Annotated in this window: 20 protein-coding genes and 1 tRNA gene; 3 read left to right on the top strand and 18 right to left on the bottom strand. The window is 70.5% G+C overall.

Features of this window, described 5'->3' with window-relative positions; translation table 11 throughout:
• Positions 1 to 85 precede the first annotated feature (85 nt).
• The 5 genes from BJP65_RS16015 to BJP65_RS15995 form a co-directional block, all read right to left on the bottom strand.
• Positions 86 to 355, bottom strand: a complete 270-nt coding sequence (locus BJP65_RS16015; protein ID WP_055836516.1) for an HPr family phosphocarrier protein — start codon at positions 353 to 355, stop codon at positions 86 to 88.
• Positions 356 to 383: 28 nt separating this feature from the next.
• On the bottom strand, positions 384 to 2,438 hold the full coding sequence (locus BJP65_RS16010) for a fructose-specific PTS transporter subunit EIIC (RefSeq protein WP_070409761.1): 2,055 nt from the start codon (positions 2,436 to 2,438) through the stop codon (positions 384 to 386).
• Positions 2,439 to 2,457: 19 nt separating this feature from the next.
• Positions 2,458 to 3,423 carry a 1-phosphofructokinase family hexose kinase gene (locus BJP65_RS16005; protein ID WP_055939778.1) on the bottom strand — a complete coding sequence of 322 codons (966 nt, stop codon included), beginning with the start codon at positions 3,421 to 3,423 and terminating at the stop codon, positions 2,458 to 2,460.
• Positions 3,420 to 4,202 (bottom strand): DeoR/GlpR family DNA-binding transcription regulator, encoded by a 783-nt coding sequence (locus BJP65_RS16000; RefSeq protein ID WP_070410073.1) that lies wholly within the window; start codon positions 4,200 to 4,202, stop codon positions 3,420 to 3,422. The genes BJP65_RS16005 and BJP65_RS16000 overlap by 4 nt, the downstream gene beginning before the upstream one ends.
• 169 nt (positions 4,203 to 4,371) lie before the next feature.
• Positions 4,372 to 5,388: an SDR family NAD(P)-dependent oxidoreductase gene (locus tag BJP65_RS15995; protein ID WP_070409760.1), complete on the bottom strand. Its 1,017-nt coding sequence runs from the start codon at positions 5,386 to 5,388 to the stop codon at positions 4,372 to 4,374.
• A gap of 102 nt (positions 5,389 to 5,490) precedes the next feature.
• Here BJP65_RS15995 and BJP65_RS15990 point away from each other — a divergent pair, with 102 nt between their 5' ends.
• Positions 5,491 to 6,171, top strand: coding sequence for a TetR/AcrR family transcriptional regulator C-terminal domain-containing protein (locus BJP65_RS15990; protein ID WP_055939775.1), 681 nt, complete (start codon positions 5,491 to 5,493; stop codon positions 6,169 to 6,171).
• 53 nt (positions 6,172 to 6,224) lie between these two features.
• Here the strand turns inward: BJP65_RS15990 and BJP65_RS15985 are convergent, their stop codons facing one another.
• From BJP65_RS15985 to BJP65_RS15960, 6 genes are all read right to left on the bottom strand, one after another.
• The gene (locus tag BJP65_RS15985; protein WP_070409759.1) at positions 6,225 to 6,638 is read right to left on the bottom strand and encodes a hypothetical protein; all 414 of its coding nucleotides are present in this window, start codon (positions 6,636 to 6,638) and stop codon (positions 6,225 to 6,227) included.
• A gap of 87 nt (positions 6,639 to 6,725) precedes the next feature.
• Positions 6,726 to 6,938: a hypothetical protein gene (locus tag BJP65_RS15980; protein WP_055836492.1), complete on the bottom strand. Its 213-nt coding sequence runs from the start codon at positions 6,936 to 6,938 to the stop codon at positions 6,726 to 6,728.
• A gap of 126 nt (positions 6,939 to 7,064) precedes the next feature.
• Positions 7,065 to 7,769 carry a hypothetical protein gene (locus tag BJP65_RS15975; RefSeq protein WP_156784920.1) on the bottom strand — a complete coding sequence of 235 codons (705 nt, stop codon included), beginning with the start codon at positions 7,767 to 7,769 and terminating at the stop codon, positions 7,065 to 7,067.
• 101 nt (positions 7,770 to 7,870) lie between these two features.
• Positions 7,871 to 7,942 (bottom strand) — tRNA-Gln (locus tag BJP65_RS15970).
• 100 nt (positions 7,943 to 8,042) lie between these two features.
• Positions 8,043 to 9,557, bottom strand: a complete 1,515-nt coding sequence (gene gltX / locus BJP65_RS15965) for a glutamate--tRNA ligase (RefSeq protein ID WP_070409757.1) — start codon at positions 9,555 to 9,557, stop codon at positions 8,043 to 8,045.
• Positions 9,558 to 9,567: 10 nt separating this feature from the next.
• Positions 9,568 to 10,530, bottom strand: coding sequence for a LysR family transcriptional regulator (locus BJP65_RS15960; protein ID WP_070409756.1), 963 nt, complete (start codon positions 10,528 to 10,530; stop codon positions 9,568 to 9,570).
• A gap of 81 nt (positions 10,531 to 10,611) precedes the next feature.
• Here BJP65_RS15960 and BJP65_RS15955 point away from each other — a divergent pair, with 81 nt between their 5' ends.
• Positions 10,612 to 11,700 (top strand): aminotransferase class V-fold PLP-dependent enzyme, encoded by a 1,089-nt coding sequence (locus tag BJP65_RS15955; protein ID WP_070409755.1) that lies wholly within the window; start codon positions 10,612 to 10,614, stop codon positions 11,698 to 11,700.
• An 85-nt stretch (positions 11,701 to 11,785) separates the two neighbouring features.
• Here the strand turns inward: BJP65_RS15955 and BJP65_RS15950 are convergent, their stop codons facing one another.
• The 5 genes from BJP65_RS15950 to BJP65_RS15930 all read right to left on the bottom strand — a co-directional run bounded on the left by BJP65_RS15950 (position 11,786) and on the right by BJP65_RS15930 (position 17,867).
• Complete coding sequence (locus BJP65_RS15950; protein ID WP_070409754.1) at positions 11,786 to 13,036, bottom strand: MFS transporter; 1,251 nt, start codon at positions 13,034 to 13,036, stop codon at positions 11,786 to 11,788.
• Positions 13,029 to 13,796 (bottom strand): fumarylacetoacetate hydrolase family protein, encoded by a 768-nt coding sequence (locus tag BJP65_RS15945; protein WP_055836472.1) that lies wholly within the window; start codon positions 13,794 to 13,796, stop codon positions 13,029 to 13,031. The genes BJP65_RS15950 and BJP65_RS15945 overlap by 8 nt, the downstream gene beginning before the upstream one ends.
• A 295-nt stretch (positions 13,797 to 14,091) precedes the next feature.
• Positions 14,092 to 15,198: a branched-chain amino acid aminotransferase gene (locus BJP65_RS15940; protein WP_055836469.1), complete on the bottom strand. Its 1,107-nt coding sequence runs from the start codon at positions 15,196 to 15,198 to the stop codon at positions 14,092 to 14,094.
• A gap of 55 nt (positions 15,199 to 15,253) precedes the next feature.
• Positions 15,254 to 16,303: a 3-isopropylmalate dehydrogenase gene (locus tag BJP65_RS15935; RefSeq protein WP_070409753.1), complete on the bottom strand. Its 1,050-nt coding sequence runs from the start codon at positions 16,301 to 16,303 to the stop codon at positions 15,254 to 15,256.
• Positions 16,304 to 16,328: 25 nt separating this feature from the next.
• Positions 16,329 to 17,867, bottom strand: a complete 1,539-nt coding sequence (locus tag BJP65_RS15930) for an MFS transporter (protein ID WP_070409752.1) — start codon at positions 17,865 to 17,867, stop codon at positions 16,329 to 16,331.
• Positions 17,868 to 17,946: 79 nt separating this feature from the next.
• Here BJP65_RS15930 and BJP65_RS15925 point away from each other — a divergent pair, with 79 nt between their 5' ends.
• Positions 17,947 to 18,489 (top strand): TetR/AcrR family transcriptional regulator, encoded by a 543-nt coding sequence (locus tag BJP65_RS15925; RefSeq protein WP_070409751.1) that lies wholly within the window; start codon positions 17,947 to 17,949, stop codon positions 18,487 to 18,489.
• A gap of 51 nt (positions 18,490 to 18,540) precedes the next feature.
• Here BJP65_RS15925 and BJP65_RS16710 read toward each other — a convergent pair whose 3' ends face one another.
• Both BJP65_RS16710 and serA read right to left on the bottom strand, forming a co-directional pair.
• Positions 18,541 to 18,762 carry a hypothetical protein gene (locus BJP65_RS16710; RefSeq protein ID WP_156784919.1) on the bottom strand — a complete coding sequence of 74 codons (222 nt, stop codon included), beginning with the start codon at positions 18,760 to 18,762 and terminating at the stop codon, positions 18,541 to 18,543.
• Positions 18,763 to 19,482: 720 nt separating this feature from the next.
• Positions 19,483 to 21,087: a phosphoglycerate dehydrogenase gene (serA, locus tag BJP65_RS15920; RefSeq protein WP_070409750.1), complete on the bottom strand. Its 1,605-nt coding sequence runs from the start codon at positions 21,085 to 21,087 to the stop codon at positions 19,483 to 19,485.
• Between the last annotated feature and the right edge of the window lie 7 nt (positions 21,088 to 21,094).

The raw sequence follows: 21,094 nt of genomic DNA, 5'->3' as shown, positions 1-21,094 counted from the left end.
GGAGTTCGGCCCGCCACCCGTACGCGAAACACCGGATGCCACGAGCCCTGGGGCCCGTGGCATCCGGTGTTGTGACGCGCGGTGCTTACTGCGCGTCGAGGTCGGTCTCGAGAAGAGCGACGAGCTCGTCGAGCGCCTGCTCGGCGCCGTCGCCCTCGGCCTTCAGGGTCACGACGGTGCCGTGACCGGCACCCAGGCCCATGAGCGAGAGGATGCTGCCGGCGTTGAGGTCGGCACCGCCCTCGGCTGCGATCGTGACGGGGATCTTCTTCTCCTGCACGGCCTGCACGAAGAGCTTCGCGGGACGGGCGTGGAGGCCCGAGGCGCTGGCGATGGTGGCCTGACGTTCTGCCATGGTGAATCCTCTCGATTCGACGGGGGTATTACGCGGCGACCGTGGCCGCGGGAGCGGTCTCGGCGACGGACGGGTCCTTCTGAGCGCCGATGCGCTTGAGCGCGACGACGATCAGCGCCGTCACGACCGTACCCAACGCGATTGCGAGCGCGAAACCCCAGAAGGGGTTGATCGCGAAGAACACGAACACGCCGCCGTGCGGGGCGAACGACTGCACGCCGATGATCATGCTGAGTCCACCGGTGATCGCACCGCCCACCATCGAGGCGGGGATGACGCGCAGCGGGTCGGCCGCGGCGAACGGGATCGCGCCCTCGGAGATGAACGAAGCACCCAGCAGCCACGCTGCGGCGCCGTTCTCACGCTCGACCGGCGTGAACCGACCGCGGGCGAGCACGGTCGAGGCCAGCGCCATCGCGAGCGGCGGCACCATGCCCGCGGCCATGACCGCGGCCATGATCAGGTACGGCGTGGTGTTGGACTGGGTGGCGGCGGCGAGGCCCGTGGTGGCGAAGACGTAGGCGACCTTGTTGACCGGGCCACCGAGGTCGAAGCACATCATGAGACCGAGGATCACGCCCAGCACGATCGCGCCGGCGCCGCTGCCCGCGAGGCCCGTGAGGCCCTCGGTGAGGGCGGCCATGAGCGAGGCGATCGGGCGTCCGAGGAAGAGGATCATCAGCCCCGAGGCGAAGATCGAGCCGAGGAAGGGCACGATCACCACCGGCATGAGGCCGCGCAGCCACCGCGGGGCGTCGAAGCGACCGAGCCACCAGGCGATGAAACCGGCGAGAAGACCACCGATGATGCCGCCGATGAAGCCGGCGTTCATGAGCACGGCGACGGCACCCGCGACGAAGCCCGGGGCGATGCCGGGGCGATCGGCGATCGCGTAGGCGATGAAGCCCGCGAGCACGGCCACGATGAAGCCCATCGAGGTCGACCCGATCATGAACGCGACCGAACCGAGGTACTGGCCCAGCGGGCCGAACGACGACGTGATGCCTTCGGTCGGCAGATCCCACAGCGAGTTCTGGATGATGACGTTGGCCGCGTTCTGCGTGACCTGGTACCCGCCGAGCAGGAACCCGAGGGCGATCAGCAGACCGCCACCGGCGACGAACGGGATCATGTAGCTGACACCGGTCAGCAGCCACCGCTGGATGCGGCGCCCGACCGACTGCTGGGCGATGGGGGCCTCGGCGGCACCCGCACCGGCGGCACCGCCCTGCACGCGCGCGGCGTTCGGGTTGTCGCTGGCGGCGAGGGCCTCGGCGATGAGCTGCTTCGGCTGCTCGATACCGCGCTTGACGCCGGCGCGCACGACGGGCTTGCCCGCGAAGCGCTGGGGTTCGCGCACGTCGACGTCGACCGCGAAGATCACGGCGTCGGCGTCGTCGATGACGCTCTGCGGCAGGGCCTTGTAGCCGCTCGAGCCCTGCGGCTCCACGATCAGCTCGACGCCCTCGGTCTCGGCGCCGGCGGCGGTGAGCGCGTCGGCGGCCATGAAGGTGTGGGCGATGCCGGTGGCGCACGCGGTGACCGCCACGATCTTCTTCGTGCGGCCCGCGGCACGGGTCTCGGCGCGCGTGGCGGCGGGGGCTGCCGCGGCGGCAGGTGCTGTGGCGGGGGCCGGGGTCACGGCATCCGTGATGATGCGCACGGCGTCGGCGGGCGTCTGCGCGGCGCGCAGACCCGACATGAAGTCGTTGTTCATGAGGCTCCGCGCGAGCTGCGACAGCACCGCCAGGTGGGCCTCGTCGGCACCGGCGGGCGCGGCGATGAGGAACACGATGTCGGCGGGGCCGTCGGGGGCGCCGAAGTCGACCCCGGGCGTCAGACGCGCGAACGCGAGGGTCGGCTCGGTGACCGAGGCGCTGCGGGCGTGCGGAATGCCGATGCCGCCGGGCAGGCCGGTCTCGTCCTTCTGCTCACGGGCCCAGGCGTCGTCGAAGAGTTCCTGGGCGCTGGTCGCGCGACCCTGCGCGACGACGCGCTCGGCCAGGGCACGGATCACCGACTGCTTGTCGGTGCCCAGGGGCGCGTCGAGGGTGACGAGCTCCGCGGTGATGATGTCGGACATTGTCTGGTGACCTCCGTGGTCAGGATGTTGCGGTGTGGGTGGAGAAGTCGGAGACGGCGATCGTGCCCGCGGGCAGATCGGCCGGTGTCGGGGCCTGAGTCCCCGGCAGGGTCGCGGCGGCGGCTCCGTACGAGATGCTCCGCGCGAGACGGTCGGGAGCCGAGGCTCCCTCGAGGTCGGCCAGCAGGTAGCCGGCGAGCGAGCTGTCGCCCGCGCCGACCGTGCTGGCGACCTGGATTCGGGGGGCGCGACCGCGCCAGGCGCCGTCGGCCGTGAACAGCAGGGCACCGTCGGCCCCGAGGGTCACGAGGGCGGATGCCACCCGCTCGGGCACGAGCGTGCGTGCGCGTCGGGTCGCTTCGGTGAGCACATCGGCGTCGCCGGCGGCGTCTTCGCCGACGAGCTCGGCGAGCTCTTCGTGGTTGGGCTTGATGAGGTCGGGACGGGCGGTGGCGACCACGGCGGCCAGGGCCGGGCCCGAGGCGTCGACCGCGACGCGCGGAGCGGCGGCGCCCCAGCGCACGCGGACCGCGGTGATGAGATCGGCGTAGAACGAGGCCGGAACGCCCGGCGGCAGCGATCCGGCGAGCACGAGCCACGTGGCGCCCTCGGCCGCGGCGACGACGCCGGCGACCAGGGCCTCGGCTTCGGCGCCGGACAGCTCGGCACCCGGCAGGTTGAGCTTGGTGGTCTCGCCCGCCGGGTCGGTGATGGTGAGGTTGGCCCGGGCGCGCCCCGCGACCTCGACCAGGTCGAGGGCGATGGCGGTGTCTTCGAGCAGCATCCGGTACGGGTCGTGCGCGTTGACGGGGACGACGGCGCGCGCGGGGGCTCCGGCCGCCGTGACCACGCGGGCGACGTTGACGCCCTTGCCGCCGGCGTCTTCGCGGGACGACAGCGCGCGCTGTACCTCACCGGGGGCGAGGGCGTCGGAGAGCACCACGGCGCGGTCGGCCGAAGGGTTGGCGGTCAGGGTGACGATCATGCGACACGCACCTCGACGTCGGCGTCGGCCAGGGCCTCCGCGAGCGGGGCGGGCGGGGCCGCGTCGGTGACGAGCACGTCGATCTCGTCGAGTCGGGCGAAACGCACGAGCAGTTCCTCTCCGAACTTGGCCGCGTCGGCGACGAGTACGACACGACGGGCCGACTGGATGATGGCGGTCTTGACGGCGGCCTCGTCGGGATCGGGCGTGCTGAGCCCGAAGCCGGCGCTCAGACCGTTCGTGCCGACGAAGGCGATGTCGGGGCGCAGCTGGCCGATGGTGCGAACGGTGTGCGCACCGACGGCCGCGGCGGTCACCCCGCGTACCCGTCCGCCGATGGTGGTGAGCGAGAGACGCTCCTCGCCAGCGAGCAGGTGCGCCGCCTCGAGCGAATGCGTGACGACCTCGACCCCGGAGCCGGCGTCGAGCGCGGCGGGGAGCATCGCGGCCACGGCGGCGGGCGTCGTTCCGCCGTCGAGGAAGATCGACCCGCGGAAGTCCGCTCCGAGAAGGCCGGCCGCCTCGGCGGCGATCGCGCGCTTGGCGTCACCGCGGCGCTCACGCCGCTCGGTGAGCGAGGATTCCGCCGTGCTGGCCCGGTCGATACCGACCGCCCCACCGTGCACGCGGCGCAGAGATCCGGTGCCCTCGAGGCGGTCGAGGTCGCGACGCACGGTCTCGGTCGTCACGTCGAAGCGGCGGGCCAGGTCGATGACGCTGACGCGTCCGACCTCGCGCAGTTCGCGCTCGATGAGCTGCTGGCGCTCCATTGCGTACACGGGATCTCCTTCGAAGATTCCCACACGATACAACACGAAACAACACACAGCAATACTCCGCGGCATCCAGGTCCGTACCGACGCGAGGAACGTCACCGGGCCGCCCGAGCCGGGTGTCGAGGAGACGGGTCTGCGCGCTCCGCGGCACCCGTCCCCTCGACACGGGCGACTACTGCACCGACCACCCGCCGTCGGAGGGCAGGATCGCCCCGTTGATGTTCACCGCGTCGTCGCTGAGCAGGAACGTGATGGACGCGGCGAGCTTCTCGGCGGTGGCGATCGTCGGGATCGCCTGCTGGAACGGCGCCAGGCGGGCGGATCCTGCCACAGAGGGGTGGGCGGACATCGGGATGCCGGTGGCGACGCCGCCCGGTGCGACCGCGTTGACGCGCAGCCCCTGCGGCCCGTACATGAACGCGGCGCTCCGCGTCAGACCGATCACGCCGTGCTTGGACACCGTGTACGCGTTCCCGGAGGCGTTGCCTCGCAGCCCCGCCTCGGAAGTGACGTTCACGATCGCCCCGGACCCCGCCGCGAGCATGAGCGGAACAACGGCGCGCGACAGCTTGAAGCCCCCGGTGAGATTGATACCGATCACTCGATCCCACATCTCGTCACTGGTTTCGTGCAGAGGCGAGAAGTCGTCGTTGATGCCGGCGACGTTCGCCAGGCCGTCGATGCGCTCCCCGGCGGCTGCGACGATCTCGTCGATGTCCTGCTGCCGCGTGATGTCTCCCACGACGACGACCATCTCGGCGCCCTCGGCGGCGGCCGCGGTCTCGGCGAGCCGGTCGCCGCTGATGTCGATCGCCACGACCCGACCACCCTCTCGCGCGATGCGCACGGCCGTCGCACGACCGATCCCGCCGGCGGCACCGGTGACGACGATCGTCTTCCCCGCGAATCGACCCGGTGTGATCTTCTCCACCCATCCCGCCGAGTCCCCCGACGGCGGAACGACCCCGTCGTTCGCGCGCAAGACCAGATCGTCGACCATGGATTGCGGCATCTTGCCCTGACTCATCGTCACGAGCTGCTGCAGCGGGAGTCCCCGGACGGGACCCAGGACGTCATCGCCCACTCCGGACTCCCGTAAGAGTCCGCGGATCAGCGGGCCGCCGACGGGATGCTCCAACCATGAGCCGATGGTGCTGTCGGCGGTCACGTGTCCCGATGTCCCGGCCATTGCGTTCTCCTTCTGTCGAGGCGGCGTCCCCCAGTGAGACGACCGTGCTCAGAGTAAGTATTCACGCCCGTGAATACAATCGTCGACGCCTAGGATAGACGGGTGACCGACGACGAGACGACCCCGGACGGGCCTCGGCGCGGGCGCGGCACCCGCGCCGGACTCACCGCGGCCCGGATCGTCGAGGCGGCGCGAGACCTGGACGCCGAGACGATCACCGTCAAGGCCGTCGCCGACCGACTCGGCGTCGACCGCGCGGCGGTGCATCATCACGTCAGCGACGTGGGCGCCCTTCGACAGGCTGTGGCCTTCGAGGCGTTCACCGGAAACTTCGGCACCCTTGCTCTTCCCCCGGATGCCGATTGGCGGCAAGCGTGTCGACTCCTGGCGCTGTCGATGCACGGTGCCGTGCTCGCCGCCAAGGGTCTCGGCGTGTACGTGCGCCTCACGGCTGCCAACGTCGCGCTCCTCGAGCCCGTCGATCGCACCCTGCGCATCATGACGGAGGCCGGTTTCGATGACGAGACCGCCGCCCGTAGTCTGGCGGCGCTCACCAGCATGGCCGGCGCTCTGGCACGCGAGCAACTCATCGCGCAGCAGCCGTCGGGGCACCCGCAGGTTCCGGAACTGCGTCTCGCACTCGACGAGGCGGAGAGCGCACACCTCCCGGCCCTTCGACGCTTCGCTCGAGCCGACCTCGTCGATTTCGACGACACGCAGCTGCAGATGAGCATCGACCTTCTGCTCGAGGGAATGGCCGCGCGGCTCACGAACACCCGCTGAGGACCCCGCGGTGAGGCACGTACCCGGACGGAGTCCTCGCGCGTGCTTTCCCGTCAGGGAGCGACGACCGAGATCGTGAACGCGATCTGCTGGCCGTCGGGGCCGGTGAGCGTCGCCGTCGTGGTGCCCACCTTGCGCGCCTCGAACCCCGGACGGAAGACGGCGCCCTCCGACGCTCCGCCGGCCGAGAACTCCGCGATCGTGGGATCGGCCGTCGTCCCGCTCCACTCGGCTTCGGTGCCGTCGGGCACCGCGAGCACGAGGGCGGTCGCCACGACGACCGTCGCGTCGCGAGTGTCGAGTTCTCCGGGCGAGACGACGGTCGGCGGAAGCGCCTGCGAGCCAATGGACGCCGCGGGGCTCGCGCCCGAACCCGTCACCGGCGTGTCGCCCGACGCGGAGGGAGTGCATCCCGCGACCAGCAGCGGGAGGGCGACGACAGCGACGACGAGGGACCAACGCTTCACGGGTGACCTGCTTCCGGCTCGGGCCCGTCGACGCGGGCGCTGAGGGGATCGTAGCGAAGCCATGCTCACCCCCGACGAACGCGCCCCCTACTCCTCCGGCGACGTGCTGTCGTCGACGGCGGTCACCGGGATCTCGATCGACGAGATCGACGTCTCACCGAGCCCGAGCAGAGCGGGCGACGCGACGTCGAGTGGAGCGTCGTCGGGCAGGACCTCGGCGCGACTGCGCGGCCGCTGGGGCTCGCCGGGAAGGCCCGCCCACTCGCTCGGTTCTTCGGGACGCTGCACGAAAAGACCCATGGCACCATTCTCGCTCGTCACGACCGGTCGCGCATCGCCTCTCGGACGACCACGGCCCGGCGGGCGCCGATCTCCCCCACGCCAAACCGGATGCCGTTCCTCGCGCCGCACGCGACCCTCGCCCGATCAGCGGGCGAAGACGTACTGCAACGAGAGTCGCCCGTCGGCGTCGACCGCGACGTGGGCCGAGACCGTGATGCTGCCGAGGGGCGTGGGCGGCAGGCTCGCCGTGGTCGCCTGGCCCTCGGCGCGGGCCGCGTCGCCGACCTGTTGCGCGAGGGTGGCGACGTCGGCCTCGGACCATCCCCACTGAGCCGCCCGTTGCTCGAGGTCGGCGCGGATGCTGACCCACGTCGTGCTCGAGGCCGGCTGCACGCTCACCGCCGACAGGCGATCGCCGCCCGTCGCGAGCGCGAACCACGTCACGCCCGAGAAATCCCGGGACTCCCCGTCGGCCCGCACCGTCACCGTGAGCGGCACGAGGGTCTCCACCGGCGTGTCCGCGTCGGCGGGAAGGCCCAGGTCGCTGGCCGACGCCGAGGTCGTCAGATCGATGACGACGGCGCGCTGCCGGTTGAAGAAGTCGGTCCCGGCGCGGTCGAATCGGGATTGTCCGTCCGACAGCTCTTGGTCGGCCGACGGCGCGGGATCCTCGACGACCCACCAGGAGTTCGCCATCGCGTACGCGCCGACGCCGACGGCCGCGCAGATGACGACGACCACCGACAGGGTGATCCACGTCGCGAGCTGCTCCCTGCGACGGCGCCGCTGCTGCGCCGACCGAGGCTGCGCCGACCGAGGCCGCGGGGGCGGCGGTGTGGTTCGGGTCATGCGGCGTGCCCCTTCGCGAGTGCGGCATCACGTCGGGGCGGGAAGAAAGCAAAAGCCCCGGCTTCTCGCAACATACGCGATGACCGGGGCTTTTCGTCTTGCTGGGGTACCTGGACTCGAACCAAGAACAACGGAACCAGAAACCGCCGTGTTGCCAATTACACCATACCCCAAGGCGGTGAGCCGTAACTCGTGCCGAGGGACAAGCTTACGCGACGTCGGCCCGAGTGCCAAAACGGGGCCGGCCCGCGCGCGTCGCGCGGGCCGCTCCGCTCAGCCCAGGTGCTGCACCAGGGCGCCGAGGCGGCGGAGGGTGTCGGCCTTGCCGAGCAGTTCCATCGACTCGAACAGCGGCGGCGACACCCGGCGGCCCGTGAGGGCGACGCGCGGGGGGCCGTAGGCGACGCGGGGCTTGAGCCCCAGCTCGTCGACCAGAGCGCTCGACAACGCCGCCTGCACGGCCTCGGTGGTGAAGGCGGACTCGGGCACGAGCTCGAGGGCGGCGACCGAGGCGACCAGCACCTCGCCCGCGTTGGCCGGAAGGCCCTTCAGGGCGTCCTCGGCGTACTCCACGTCGGGGACGAACAAGAAGCCGAGCATCCCCGGCACCTCGCCCAGCAGCTGCACGCGCTCCTGCACGAGGGGAGCTGCCGACGCGATGATCGCGCGGTGCTCCTCGCTCGGCTGCTCCGCGATGAGACCCGCACCCGCGAGGTAGGGGACGATCCGCGACGCGAAGTCATCGGCATCCAGCAGGCGGATGTGGTCGCCGTTGATCGCCTCGGCCTTCTTCTGGTCGAAGCGCGCCGGGTTGGGGTTGACGTCGGCGATGTCGAACGCGGCGATCATCTCGTCGAGCGAGAACACGTCGCGGTCGCTCGCGAGCGACCATCCGAGCAGCGACAGGTAGTTGAGCAGACCCTCGTGGATGAATCCCTTCTCGCGCTGCAGGAACAGGTCGGCCTGCGGGTCGCGCTTGGAGAGCTTCTTGTTGCCGGTCTCGCCCAGCACGAGCGGCATGTGTCCGAAGCGCGGAACGTAGTCGGTGACGCCGGCGTCGAGCAGCGCGCGGTAGAGCGCGAGCTGGCGAGCGGTGGAGGGCATGAGGTCTTCGCCGCGGATGACGTGGGTGATGCCCATGAGGGCGTCGTCGACGGGGTTCACGAACGTGTACAGCGGGATGCCGCCGGCGCGGACGACCACGAAGTCGGGGAACGATCCGGCCGGGAACGTGACCTCTCCGCGAATGAGGTCGAGGTAGGTGAGGTCTTCGTCGGGCACGCGCACGCGCCAGGCGGGCTCGCGCCCCTCGGCGCGGAAGGCGGCCTTCTGCTCGTCGGTGAGGTCGCGATCGTAGTTGTCGTAGCCGAGCTGCTTCGCCCGACCGTTGGCCGCGTTGCGCGCGTCGATCTCGTCGGCGGTGGAGTAGCTCTCGTACACGGCCCCGGCCGCGATGAGCTTGTCGAGCACCTCGCGGTAGATGTCGTGACGCTGGGACTGCCGGTACGGCGCGTGCGGGCCGCCCACCTCGACGCCCTCGTCCCAGTCGATGTTCATCCACCGCAGCGCCTCGAGCAGCTGCTGGTAGCTCTCTTCGCTGTCGCGCGCGGCGTCGGTGTCTTCGATGCGGAAGACGAGTTTGCCGCCGTTGTGCCGGGCGTAGGCCCAGTTGAACAGGACGGTGCGGATGAGACCTACGTGCGGCAGACCCGTCGGAGACGGGCAGAAGCGGACGCGAACGTCGGCGCCGGAGGCGGTCGTGGTGCGGGGATCAGGCGTGGCAGACATCGCCTCGATCCTACCGGCGGGCGGTGCCGGTTCCCGAGAGACGGAGGTGATCGGCGAGCACGTCGGTCATCACCTCGAGAGCCGCCCCCACGGCGGGAACGTGCTCCGCTCCCCGCGCGGTGACCACGTGCAGGGTGCGCGCCTCGGCGGCGGGCAGACGGGGAGCGGCGATTCCGGCGAGCAGGGGCAATGACACCACGGCCATGCGCGGCAGGATCGCCATGCCGACCCCCTGGGCGACGAGGGCTTCGACCGCGATGAAGTTGTCGGTCTCGAACGCGATGTCCGGCGTGAATCCGGCCCGCCCGCAGGCCTCGAGCAGGTGTCCGCGGCACTGCGGGCAGCCCGCGATCCAGCGCTCCCCCGCGAGCCGCGACAGATCGATCGGGTCGTGGGCGGCGGCGGGGTGCCCGATGGGCACGACCACGACGGTGTCGTCGTCGCCGATCACCCGCGCCGAGAGTCCGGATGCCGCGGACTCCAGGTGTTCGCGCCGATCACCCGGGTAGCTGTAGATGAGGGCGATGTCGGCGCGGTTCTCGCGCACGGCGGAGATGGCTTCGGGCGGCTCGGCCTCGATGAAGCTGATCGAGACTCCCGGACGCCGGGCGGTGACCGCGGCGATCACGCGCGGCACGACCGTCGACGAGGCAGAGGGGAACGCCGCGATGCGCACTCGCCCCGCGCGAAGCCCCCGCAGCTCGGCGAGATCGCCGGCGGCCGCGTCGAGCGCGGTGGTGACGGTCGCTGCGTGCCGCGCGAGCACCAGGCCGGCCTCGGTGAGCCGGATGCCGCGTCCGACCCGCTCGACGATCGGCAACCCGGCGCGCCGCTCGAGCCGGCGCAGCTGCTGGCTCACGGCGGGCTGGCTGTAGCCGAGCGCGCGGGCGGCGGCGGTGATCGACCCCGTGTCGGCGATCGCCTTGACGACGCGGAGGGCGTTCGCATCGAGGACGTCGTCTGTCTCGCTCATCCCCATACATAAGCATTCTTGATGCTTCTCATGCAACACCTGCCCTGGTGCAATAACCCGTTCGGCGGGAACCTGGAACACATGAGCAGCCTCACCTCGCACTTCGCCGGTGGCCGCGACTACCTCGCCGCCTGCACCCTCGGCCTCCCGCCGCGAGCGACGGTCGCCGCCGTCCGCGCCGACCTCGAGTCCGCGGCATCCGGTCGTCCCGACGTCGTCGCGGCGTCGCTGGCCGTCGAGCAGGCCCGATCGTCGTTCGCCCGCTTGGTGTGCGCGCCCGTCGGCGACGTGGCCATCGGCTCGCAGACCTCGGTGCTGGTCTCGCTCATCGCCGCGTCGGTGCCCGACGGTGCCGAGGTGCTCTGCGCCGAGGGCGACTTCTCGTCGCTCGTGGCGCCCTTCGTCCACGCGGGCCGCGGCATTCGCTTGCGCACCGCTCCCCTGCACGAGCTCGCCGACGCGGTCTCGCCCGACACGTGGCTCGTGGCGTTCTCGCTGGTGCAGTCGGCGACGGGCGAGGTGGCGGATGCCGCCGGCATCGCCGCCGCCGCGGCGCGAGCGGGCGCCCGCACCCTCTGCGACCTCACTCAGGCCGCGGGGTGGCTTCCGATCGACGCGACGATGTTCGACGCGACGGTGTGCCACACCTACAAGTGGCTGTGCTGCCCCCGCGGGGTGGCATTCCTCACGATCGATCCCGACTTCGCGCGCGAGATCCGTCCGGTGCAGGCCGGCTGGTACTCGGGCGACGACCCGTGGTCGTCGTGCTACGGCACCGGCGGCACGCTGGCGTCCGACGCCCGACGCTTCGACGTGTCACCCGCCTGGCAGGCGTTCGTCGGTGCAGCCCCCGCTCTCGCTCTCTTCGCCGACGCCGACATCACCGCCATCTACGCCCACGCCACCGGCCTCGCGGCGCGCTTCCGCGACGGTCTCGGCCTGGCTCACCCCGCCCGCCCCTCGGCGATCGTGACGTGGCCGGACGCCACGGGCGAGGCCCTCGCCCAGCTCACCGCCCACGGCATCACGGCGTCGGGACGCGCGGGCCGCGCCCGGGTGGCGTTCCACGTGTTCAACGACGAGCTCGACGTCGACCGCGCCCTGCACGCCCTCGGCGTGCGCAATGCCTCCGACCTGTCCCCGTTCGACGGCCTGGTCTACGCGATCTGACCGCGCCCCGGCGCTCCCGCGGGTCGCGCGTGAGTCGCCAAGGATCGTCGCTACGGGGCTCTCCGAGGCGACGGATTCCGGCGACTCACGCGGGGGTTCGGGTTCGGCGCAGCAGGGCCGCGCTCAGGCAGACCGCCGACACCGGGACCAGAGCCCAGAGCGCCAGGCCGTCGTAGCCCACCGCCCCGAGGATCAGGCCGGCGAGCACCGATCCCACCGCCGCGCACGCCGTCATGAGGGTGTCACTGCGCCCCTGGCGGCGCGGACGGAGCGCGAGCGGGGTCGCCTCGGTGAGCAGCGCCGCGCCCGACACCGTTGCCGCGCTCCAGCCCAGCCCCAGCAGCACGAGCGCGACCAACACCCCCGCCTGCGAATCCGGCATCGTGGCGGCGACGGCGAGCGAAGCCGCCAGCAGCACCTGCCCGAGCACGATGACGCGGATGCGGCCGAACCGATCGGCGAGGGCGCCGAACACCGGCGACAGCCCGTACATGCCGAACACGTGCGCGGCGATCGTGACACCGACGGCGAGGGTCACGGCATCCGGAGCCACGATGTGCGACAGATGCACCGGCGTCATCGCCATCACCGACGCCATGGTCACGTGCGAGGCGGCGACGGCCAGCATGGCGAAGCGGGCGAGGCCGGGGCGGTCGGCCTGCGGAGCGGGCGCGGAGGCGGATGCCGTCTTCTCGCGGTCGAGACGTTGAGCGAGCAGCAGCGGGTCGGGGCGCAGGACCAGCACGTACAGCGCGAACGCGCAGACCTGGGCGGCGAACGAGAACAGGTAGGCGCCGGTCAGGCGCGGCATGCCGACGCTCGCCCCGATCAGCTCCCCCGGCGCGAGGAGCAGGGGCCCCACGACCCCGCCGACGGTGGTCGCCCACACCACCGTCGCCAGGTCGCGGCCGCGGCGGGCGGTGCTCGAGAGGTCGGTGGCGGCGAAGCGCGACTGCAGCGTCGCGGCGTTGCCGGCACCGATGAGCGCGATCCCCACGAGCAGCAGGGGGAAGAGCCGAAGACCCGCCGCCGCAATGACGACGACGATTCCGATCAGGGCCGCGACGTTCCCCGTGGTGAGGGCGACCCGCCGACCGCGGCGCCCCGCCAGGCGCGCGAGCGGGATCGCCGTCAACGCCGCACCGAGCGTGACCGCCGCCGTGGCGAAGCCCGACAGCGCCTCTTGCCCCGAGAGATCGGCGGCCAGAAGAGCGCCGAGCGACAGCGTCGCGCCGAACGCCACGCCGGTGAGCACCTGTCCCGCCGCCAGCACCCGCACCGTGCGGCGCTGAGCGGCGGCGAGGTCGATACCCGCCGGCGCGGCGAGGTCAGGCATCGCGCGCGGTGTTGCGCAGCACCCCGATGCCGCTGACCTCGATCTCGATCGTGTCGCCGGCGTCGAAGGGACCGACGCCCGCCGGGGTGCCGGTGAGGATCAGGTCTCCCGGGAGCAGGGTGAACACCGCCGAGGCGTACGCGACGAGTGCACCGATGCCGTGGATCATGTCGGAGACCGGCCCCTGCTGACGCACCTCGCCGTTGACGCGCGTGGTGATCGCGGCGGCGTCGAGATCGAGGTCGGTCTCGATGACGGGGCCGACGGGGCAGAACGTGTCGAAGCCCTTCGCCCGCGACCACTGCCCGTCGGAACGCTGCAGGTCGCGCGCCGTGACGTCATTGGCGACGGTGTAACCGAAGATGTACTCGCTCGCCCGCTCGGCGGGGACGTTCTTGGCGATGCGGCCGATGACGACGGCGAGCTCGCCCTCGTAGTCGGTGTGCGAGGTCAGGCTCGTGGGGCGCACGATCACGTCGCCCGTACCGATGACCGAGGTGTTCGGCTTGAGGAACATCAGGGGCTCAGCGGGGGCTTCGCCGCCCATCTCGGCCGCGTGATCGTGGTAATTCTTGCCGATGCAGACGACCTTCGAGCGCGGGATGACCGGCGCGAGCAGGGCGACCTCGCCCAGCGGAACGCGCTCCCCCGTCGTCTCGAACCCGGCGAACATCGGGTCGCCGGCGAGCACCACGAGTTCACCGTCGTCGACGATGCCGTAGCGGATGGACTCCTGGTAGCTGAATCGAGCGATCTTCACCGCTCCAGCCTATCGGCGGGCTCCGACACGCCCATCTCGGCCGTCCGGGCGCCGGCCCGACGAGCGGCCCGGCCCCAGGCGCACGCCTTGTCTCCGGCCCGCCCTGCACCTGTGCAACGACGGGCCAGGCCCGCGCAGACCGCTCCCCCGCGATGAACGCCGATCCTCGCGACACACGCCGCGGCGCATAGTGTCTCGGGAAGGACCGTGGTCATCGGGCGCGGGTGAGGCCGCCCTCGATGCAAAACGGAGCGACCCCCGGTCGCCCGGGAGTCCCTCCGTCCGTCGCCACGATTCAGGCGTCGAGGCGGTAGAGCCAGCCGTGCTTGTCTTCGGCGCGACCGTACTGGATGTCGGTGAGCTCCTGGCGCAGCTCGAGAGCCAGGGTGCCCGTGGGCTGCTCGTCGATGAAGTCGCGACCCTTGAGCAGACCGATCGGGGTGACGACGGCGGCGGTGCCGCAGGCGAACACCTCGACGATGTCTCCGGATGCCACACCCTGGCGCCATTCGTCGAGCGAGACGTTGCGCCCCACGACGTGGTGACCGCGGTCACGGGCCAGCTGCAGCAGCGAGTCGCGCGTGATGCCCTCGAGGATCGAGTCGGACTGCGGGGTGACGATCGTGCCGTCTTTGTAGACGAACACCACGTTCATGCCGCCGAGTTCTTCGACGTTGCGGTCCTGGTCGAGGAAGACGACCTGGTCGCACTCGTTCTCGTAGGCCTCGGACTGCGGCAGCAGGCTCGCGGCGTAGTTGCCGCCGGTCTTCGCCGCTCCCGTGCCGCCCTTGCCGGCGCGCGAGTAGTCCTCGCTCAGCCAGATCGAGACCGGTTTCACGCCGCCCTTGAAGTAGGCGCCGGCCGGGCTCGCGATGAGGTAGTAGGCGACCTTGTGCGCGGGACGCACGCCCAGGAACGCCTCTTTCGCGAACATGAACGGGCGCAGGTACAGGCTCTGGTCTTCGCCGGAGGGCACCCAGGCGCCGTCGACGGCGATGAGCTCGCGCAGCGACTGCAGGAAGTAGGGCACGGGCAGCTCGGGCAGCGCCAGGCGCCGCGCGGAGCGCTGCAGACGGCGGCCGTTCTGGTCGGGACGGAACGTGTGCACCGATCCGTCGGCGTGGCGGTACGCCTTGATGCCCTCGAAGATCTCTTGGCCGTAGTGCAGGACGGCCGCGGCCGGGTCGAGCGAGATCGGGCCGTACGGCGAGACGCGCGGGCGGTGCCAGCCGCCGCGGACCGACCAGCAGATGTCGACCATGTGGTCGGTGAAGCTCTGCCCGAAGCCGGGAGCGGCCAGGATCGCGTCGCGATCGGCCGCGTTCTTGGCCGCGAGGTTACGGGTGACCGAGAACTCGAGCGGGTCGAGTCCGGTGTCGGGGTCGGTGTCGATGGTCGTCATCAGTGATCCAAAATCTGTCGATTGCGCGGAGGCGATGCGGGCCGATCGGTCCAGGTTACGCCTGGACGCCGGCGGCGATGGCGTCGCCGATCTGGGCGGTGGTGCGGGCGCCGGTGCGGCTCGCGATGTCGCTCTCGACCGCGCGGGTGATGCGGGCGGATTCGTCGGTGAGCCCGAGGTGGTCGAGCAGCAGGGCGACGGAGAGGATCGCGGCCGTGGGATCGGCCTTCTGGGTGCCCGCGATGTCGGGCGCCGATCCGTGGACGGGCTCGAACATCGAGGGGAACGCGCCGTCGGGGTTGATGTTGCCCGATGCGGCGAGGCCGATGCCACCGGTGACGGCGCCGGCCAGGTCGGTCAGGATGTCTCCGAAGAGGTTGTCGGTGACGATCACGTCGAAGCGGCCCGGGTTCGTGACCAGGAAGATGGTTGCCGCGTCGACGTGCAGGTAGTCTACGGCGACCCCCGGGAACTCGGATGCCACCGCGTCGACGATGCGCTTCCACATGCCGCCCGCGTGCACGAGCACGTTGGTCTTGTGCACGAGGGTGAGCGTCTGGCGGCGACGTTCGGCGAGGGCGAAGGCGTAGCGGACGACGCGCTCGATACCGAAGGCCGTGTTGACCGAGGTCTCGTTCGCGATCTCGTGCGGGGTGCCCTGTCGGATGGAGCCGCCGTTGCCCACGTAGGGCCCCTCGGTGCCCTCGCGCACGACGACGAAATCGATCTCGCCCGGGTCGGCGAGCGGGCCGGAAGCTCCGGGGTACAGCTTCGACGGACGCAGGTTGACGTAGTGGTCGAGCGCGAAACGCAGCTTCAGCAGCAGCCCGCGTTCGATGTTCGCGTTCTTCAGGCGCGGGTCGCCGGGTACTCCCCCGACCGCGCCGAGCAGGATCGCGTCGTGTGCGGCGATGGCGGCGAGGTCGTCGTCGGTGAGCGTGTCGCCGGTGTCGAGGTAGCGACCCGCGCCGAGCGAGAACGGGGTCTTCTCGAACGTGACGTCGGATGCGGCGGTGACGGCGTCGAGAACCTTGACGGCCTCGGCGACCACCTCGGGACCGATGCCATCACCGGGAATGACGGCCAGCTTCACGACACGCGACATCGCTCTCCTCAGAGCTCGGGGCACGTCACTTCTTCGACGTGCTGCGGGATCCTCCCAGGGTAGTGGCAGCGATCACGGCGGCGACGACGATCAGCCCCGCACCGATGAGCGCGGTGATCACGACACCCGAGTCGAAGGCGTGCGCCGCCGCGAGACGCAGCGACTCGGCGAGAGAGGGGTCGGAGAGCGTGTTCGACACCGCCACTGCTCCGGCCAGAGTCTCTCGCGCGGCGTGCGCTGCTTCTTCGGGCAGCCCCGCCGGCAGCACGAGCCGCGCCCGATAGAACGCGGCGAGGATGCCACCGAGCACCGCCGTGCCGAGCACGGCGCCCACCTCGTACGCGGTCTCGGAGACCGCGCTGGCCGCGCCCGCCTTCGCGGACGGCGCGCTGGAGAGGATGAGCTCGTTCGACACGGTCTCGGCGGCGCCGATGCCGATGCCCAGCAGCGCGAAGGCGATGATCAGCAGGGCGAGGTCGGCCGTGGAGATCGCGACCATCACGTACGCCACCACCGAGAACGACAGCGCGACGGGCACGACGATGCGGGGCGAGAAACGTTTCGCCACGGCCACGACGGCCAGACCCGAGATGATCATCAACACGAGTCCGGGGAGCAGGGCGAAGCCCGCGACCATCGGCGACAGCCCGACCACCAGCTGAAGGTGCTGAGCCACGAAGTAGAGGAAGCCGACCAGGCCGACCACGCTGAGCAGGTTGACGAGGATGGCGCCCGAGAAGGTGCCCTGGCGGAACAGGGTCATGTCGAGCATGGGCGAGGGGAGGCGACGCTGACGACGGACGAAGAGCCAGCCGAAGGCGACGCCCACGACGAAGAGCACGGGTGCGAGCGAGATCGGTCCCTCGACGGCCAGCTTCTTGATGCCGTAGACGATCGGCACCATGGTGGCGAGGGAGAGCACCACGCTGAGGGGGTCGAAACGACCCGGGGCGGGATCGCGGCTCTCGGGGACGAAGAAGGGGGCGAGGATCAGCAGCGGCACCAGCACGGGCACGGCCATGAGGAACACCGAGCCCCACGAGAAGTGCTCGAGCAGGAAGCCGCCGACGATCGGGCCGAGAGCGGCACCGGCCGAGAAGCCCGAGGCCCACACGGCGATGGCGATGCGACGCTGGTCGCGGTCGCGGAAGATGGTGCGCAGCAGCGACAGCGTCGACGGCATGAGCATGGCACCGAAGACGCCCATGAGGGCGCGACCGGTGATCAGCAGGGCCGCGGTGGGCGCGAACGCCGACAGAGCGGACACGGCGGCGAAGCCGATGGCCCCGATGAGAAGCATGCGGCGGCGACCGAAGCGGTCGCCGAGGGTGCCCATGGTGACGAGCAGCCCGGCCAGCACGAGCGGGTAGACGTCGATGATCCACAGCTGCTCGATGCTCGACGGCTGCAGCGCCAGCGAGATCTCGGGCAGCGCGAAGCTCAGCACCGTGTTGTCGACCGAGACGAGCAGCACGGGCAGCATGAGCACCGCCAGCGCGAACCATCCCCGCCACCCCGCGCGGGTCACGGTGATCTCATGGGTGGGCAACGACGAGGTGAGCATTTTCGGATTCCGTTTCTAAACCGTCCAGCCGGTATAGTAACAGAGTGTCAGCCCCATCCGCCAGTACGATCGAGGAGCCATGAGCCGCCCCCCACTCGCCCGCGACGCCGTCCTCGATGCGTTCACCCGCATCCTGGTCGATGACGGTGAACGCGCGGCGACCATGGATGCGACGGCCCGCGCCGCGGGGGTGTCGAAAGGCGGCCTGCTCTACCACTTCAACTCCAAGAGCGCCCTCGAGGCCGCCCTGGTCGAGCGCCTCGAGCACCTCGCCCGCGAAGACGTCGCCGAGATCGAGAACTCCACCGAGGGCGTCGTCGCCGCGCATCTGCGCTCCTCGCAGAACACCGGCTCGGCACTGGACGTCACGATCCTCGCGGTGTCGAGACTGGCGCAGAACGGCAACGACACGGCATCCGCGTCTCTCCGCCGCGTGCGGGAGCTGTGGGAAGAGAGCCTGCGCGCGCACACGCGCGACGAGACCGCCCTGCAGATGGTGCTGCTGGTAAGCGACGGGCTGTACTTCAACGCCGTACTCGACCTCAACGCCGTCCCCGGCCCCGCGCTCGAGTGCGCCGACCTCGACAAGCTGATCGAGGCCGTCGTCTCGGCGACCACCTAAGACGTCTCTAGGGCGGATACGCGTCCTCATCGCACGCCGTCCGGATGCCGCTCATGGCTTCGGCGATGACTTTCGAGTCTTCACCAGTGCTACGACGCCACCTGAGACAAGCAGGACACCACCGGCTGCTCCGAGATAACCGACGACTGCGTCGGCCCGAATGGTGAGAACCCCGACAGCGATGAACGCGACCCCGATCGCGATGAGCATCGCGTTGAGCATGATCAAGCTCCTCATTCTCATCCCCTCCTGAAACGAGACGTCGAATTCCACAAATCTTTGCAGGGACCAATCAGCGCGGCTCCGCCGTTGGAGGCCGCGCCGAGAATGGCGAGCCAGTTGCGCCCCAGTATGCCTCCAGCGGCGGCGAAGCCGCTCCCCGCGAGCCGCAATTGACATTGACCAAGGAGAGCTCGTTCTCTCGCAGACAGGTCCGGACCAACAGTCGTGTAAACCGGGCGACCCGTCGAGGGGTTGATGTAACACCCTACTGATGAAGAGCAGTACTGCTGAGGGGGAGGAGCTCCCCACTGCGCATGGGCCGACGCCGTGGGAGCAAGCGTGCTCATCAGAATTGCTCCCACGACGGCCACAGATCTGAGACCCCGCGACCGTCTTACGCGTTGCGAGATGGACGGTTCCGGGGCGATGCCGGTGTCGAGGGTGTGGGAACTGAGACTTTTCATGCCGGAACGTTCTCACCACATCGCTTGTCCGCCGTTCGGGGGACAGTCTGAGAAGCCCGAAATCACTGGGCAGAGAGGAGGGCTATCGGAACCTGAGGCAAAAAAATCACCTCTCTCTTCGCCCGCAGCCCCGAGGCGTTCATCCCGACGACGCGGTTTCCTTCTTCGAGTGAGGTACATCCCAAGACCGCGTGACATGACCGCCCGGCGCCCCGTCCTGCACCCTCTGAGCACGGATGCCGTGGGGGCCGGACACACGACGAAGGGGGCCGCACCCGCGACCCCCTCCCCCGATGCCGTGCGGGTCTCAGCCCTCGACGATCTCGATCTGGCGGAACAGGTCGGCGTTCACGGCCTCGCGCATGGCGCTGAGGATGTCGTCGGGAACGGGCGAGTCGACGGTGAGCACCGAGAGGGCGCGTCCAGTGGCGTCGGGCCGCGCGACCTGGAGCCCGGCGATGTTGATGCCCGCTTCGCCCAGCTTCTGGCCGTAGATCGCGACGATGCCGGGGCGGTCGGCGTACCGCATGACGAGGTGGTGCTGCTCGATCGGCACCTCGATGTCGTAGCCGTTGATCGAGACGACCTTGGGCACCATGCGGGTGCCGGCGAGGGTACCCGCCACGGTCAGCGTCGAGCCGTCGGACAGCGTTCCCCGCAGGATGGTGATGTTGCGGTACAGCGGGCTCTCGGCCTCGACGACCAGTCGCGCCTCGACGCCGCGCTGCTCGGCGAAGAGCGGGGCGTTGACGTACGAGACGGTCTCGCTGACGATCTGGCTGAAGATCCCCTTGAGGGCGGCGAGGCGGTACACGCTCACGTCGTACTGCGCCAGCTCGCCACGTACCTCGATGTCGAGGCTGGTCAGCGCGCTGTCGGCGAGTCCGCTGAAGAACTGACCGAGCATCTCGACGAGCGCGATGCCGGGGCGCACGAACGGGTCGATCGCTCCACCGGCGACGTTCACGGCATCCGGGACCAGGTCGCCCTCGAGGGCGAGCTTCACCGAGCGGGCGACCGAGACGCCGGCCTTCTCTTGCGCCTCGTCGGTGCTCGCACCGAGGTGCGGGGTGACGACGACGTTCGGCAGGTCGAGCAGGCGACGCGCCGGCCCGTCTTCTGCGGGGGGTTCGGTCGAGAACACGTCGAGTCCGGCACCGGCGATCTCGCCCGTGGTGAGGGCCTCGTACAGCGCGTTCTCGTCGATGAGGCCACCGCGGGCGACGTTGATGACGAAGGCGGACTTCTTCATGCGACGGAGCTGCTCGGCGCCGATCATGCCGGTCGTCTCGGGCGTCTTCGGCATGTGGATGGTGACGAAATCGCTCTGCTCGAGCAGTTCGTCGAGCGAGACCAACTGCACACCCAGCTGCTGGGCGCGGGTGGCGGTGACGTAGGGGTCGTAGGCGATGACCCGCATGTCGAAGCCCTGCAGGCGGGCGGCGATCAGGGCGCCGATGCGACCCAGACCGATGATGCCGATGGTCTTCTCGAACAGCTCGGTGCCGGTGAACGAGCTGCGCTTCCACAGGCCCTGCGCGAGCGAGGCGTGCGCCGCCGGGATGTGGCGCGCGAGGCTCAGCACGTGGCCGACGGTGAGTTCGGCGGCCGAGATGATGTTCGACGTCGGCGCGTTGACCACCATGACGCCGGCCGCGGTGGCCGACTTGATGTCGACGTTGTCGAGACCGACACCGGCGCGGGCGACGACCTTCAGCGAGGGCGCCGCGGCCAGGGCCTCGGCGTCGATCTTGGTGGCCGAGCGCACGAGCACCGCGTGCGCATCGGCGAGAGCCGAGAGCAGCGCGGGGCGGTCGGTCCCATCGACGTTGCGCACGTCGAAGTCGGGGCCGAGCGCGTCGATCGTGGCGGGAGAGAGTTCTTCGGCGATGAGCACGACGGGCTTCGTCACGGATGCG

Source organism: Microbacterium sp. BH-3-3-3 (assembly GCF_001792815.1).
Lineage (GTDB): Bacteria > Actinomycetota > Actinomycetes > Actinomycetales > Microbacteriaceae > Microbacterium.
This window is presented reverse-complemented; position numbering and strand designations above follow the sequence as displayed.

What these genes read in the sequence shown, in the direction of transcription:
- gltX (WP_070409757.1), bottom strand. Translation starts at nt 9,557, where the DNA reads ATGTCTGCCACGCCTGATCCCCGCACCACGACCGCCTCCGGCGCCGAC.
- BJP65_RS15950 (WP_070409754.1), bottom strand. Translation starts at nt 13,036, where the DNA reads ATGCCTGACCTCGCCGCGCCGGCGGGTATCGACCTCGCCGCCGCTCAG.
- BJP65_RS15975 (WP_156784920.1), bottom strand. Translation starts at nt 7,769, where the DNA reads ATGACCCGAACCACACCGCCGCCCCCGCGGCCTCGGTCGGCGCAGCCT.
- BJP65_RS15995 (WP_070409760.1), bottom strand. Translation starts at nt 5,388, where the DNA reads ATGGCCGGGACATCGGGACACGTGACCGCCGACAGCACCATCGGCTCA.
- BJP65_RS16005 (WP_055939778.1), bottom strand. Translation starts at nt 3,423, where the DNA reads ATGATCGTCACCCTGACCGCCAACCCTTCGGCCGACCGCGCCGTGGTG.
- BJP65_RS15960 (WP_070409756.1), bottom strand. Translation starts at nt 10,530, where the DNA reads ATGAGCGAGACAGACGACGTCCTCGATGCGAACGCCCTCCGCGTCGTC.
- BJP65_RS16015 (WP_055836516.1), bottom strand. Translation starts at nt 355, where the DNA reads ATGGCAGAACGTCAGGCCACCATCGCCAGCGCCTCGGGCCTCCACGCC.
- BJP65_RS15925 (WP_070409751.1), top strand. Translation starts at nt 17,947, where the DNA reads ATGAGCCGCCCCCCACTCGCCCGCGACGCCGTCCTCGATGCGTTCACC.
- BJP65_RS15940 (WP_055836469.1), bottom strand. Translation starts at nt 15,198, where the DNA reads ATGACGACCATCGACACCGACCCCGACACCGGACTCGACCCGCTCGAG.
- BJP65_RS16010 (WP_070409761.1), bottom strand. Translation starts at nt 2,438, where the DNA reads ATGTCCGACATCATCACCGCGGAGCTCGTCACCCTCGACGCGCCCCTG.
- BJP65_RS15955 (WP_070409755.1), top strand. Translation starts at nt 10,612, where the DNA reads ATGAGCAGCCTCACCTCGCACTTCGCCGGTGGCCGCGACTACCTCGCC.
- BJP65_RS15980 (WP_055836492.1), bottom strand. Translation starts at nt 6,938, where the DNA reads ATGGGTCTTTTCGTGCAGCGTCCCGAAGAACCGAGCGAGTGGGCGGGC.
- BJP65_RS15930 (WP_070409752.1), bottom strand. Translation starts at nt 17,867, where the DNA reads ATGCTCACCTCGTCGTTGCCCACCCATGAGATCACCGTGACCCGCGCG.
- BJP65_RS15935 (WP_070409753.1), bottom strand. Translation starts at nt 16,303, where the DNA reads ATGTCGCGTGTCGTGAAGCTGGCCGTCATTCCCGGTGATGGCATCGGT.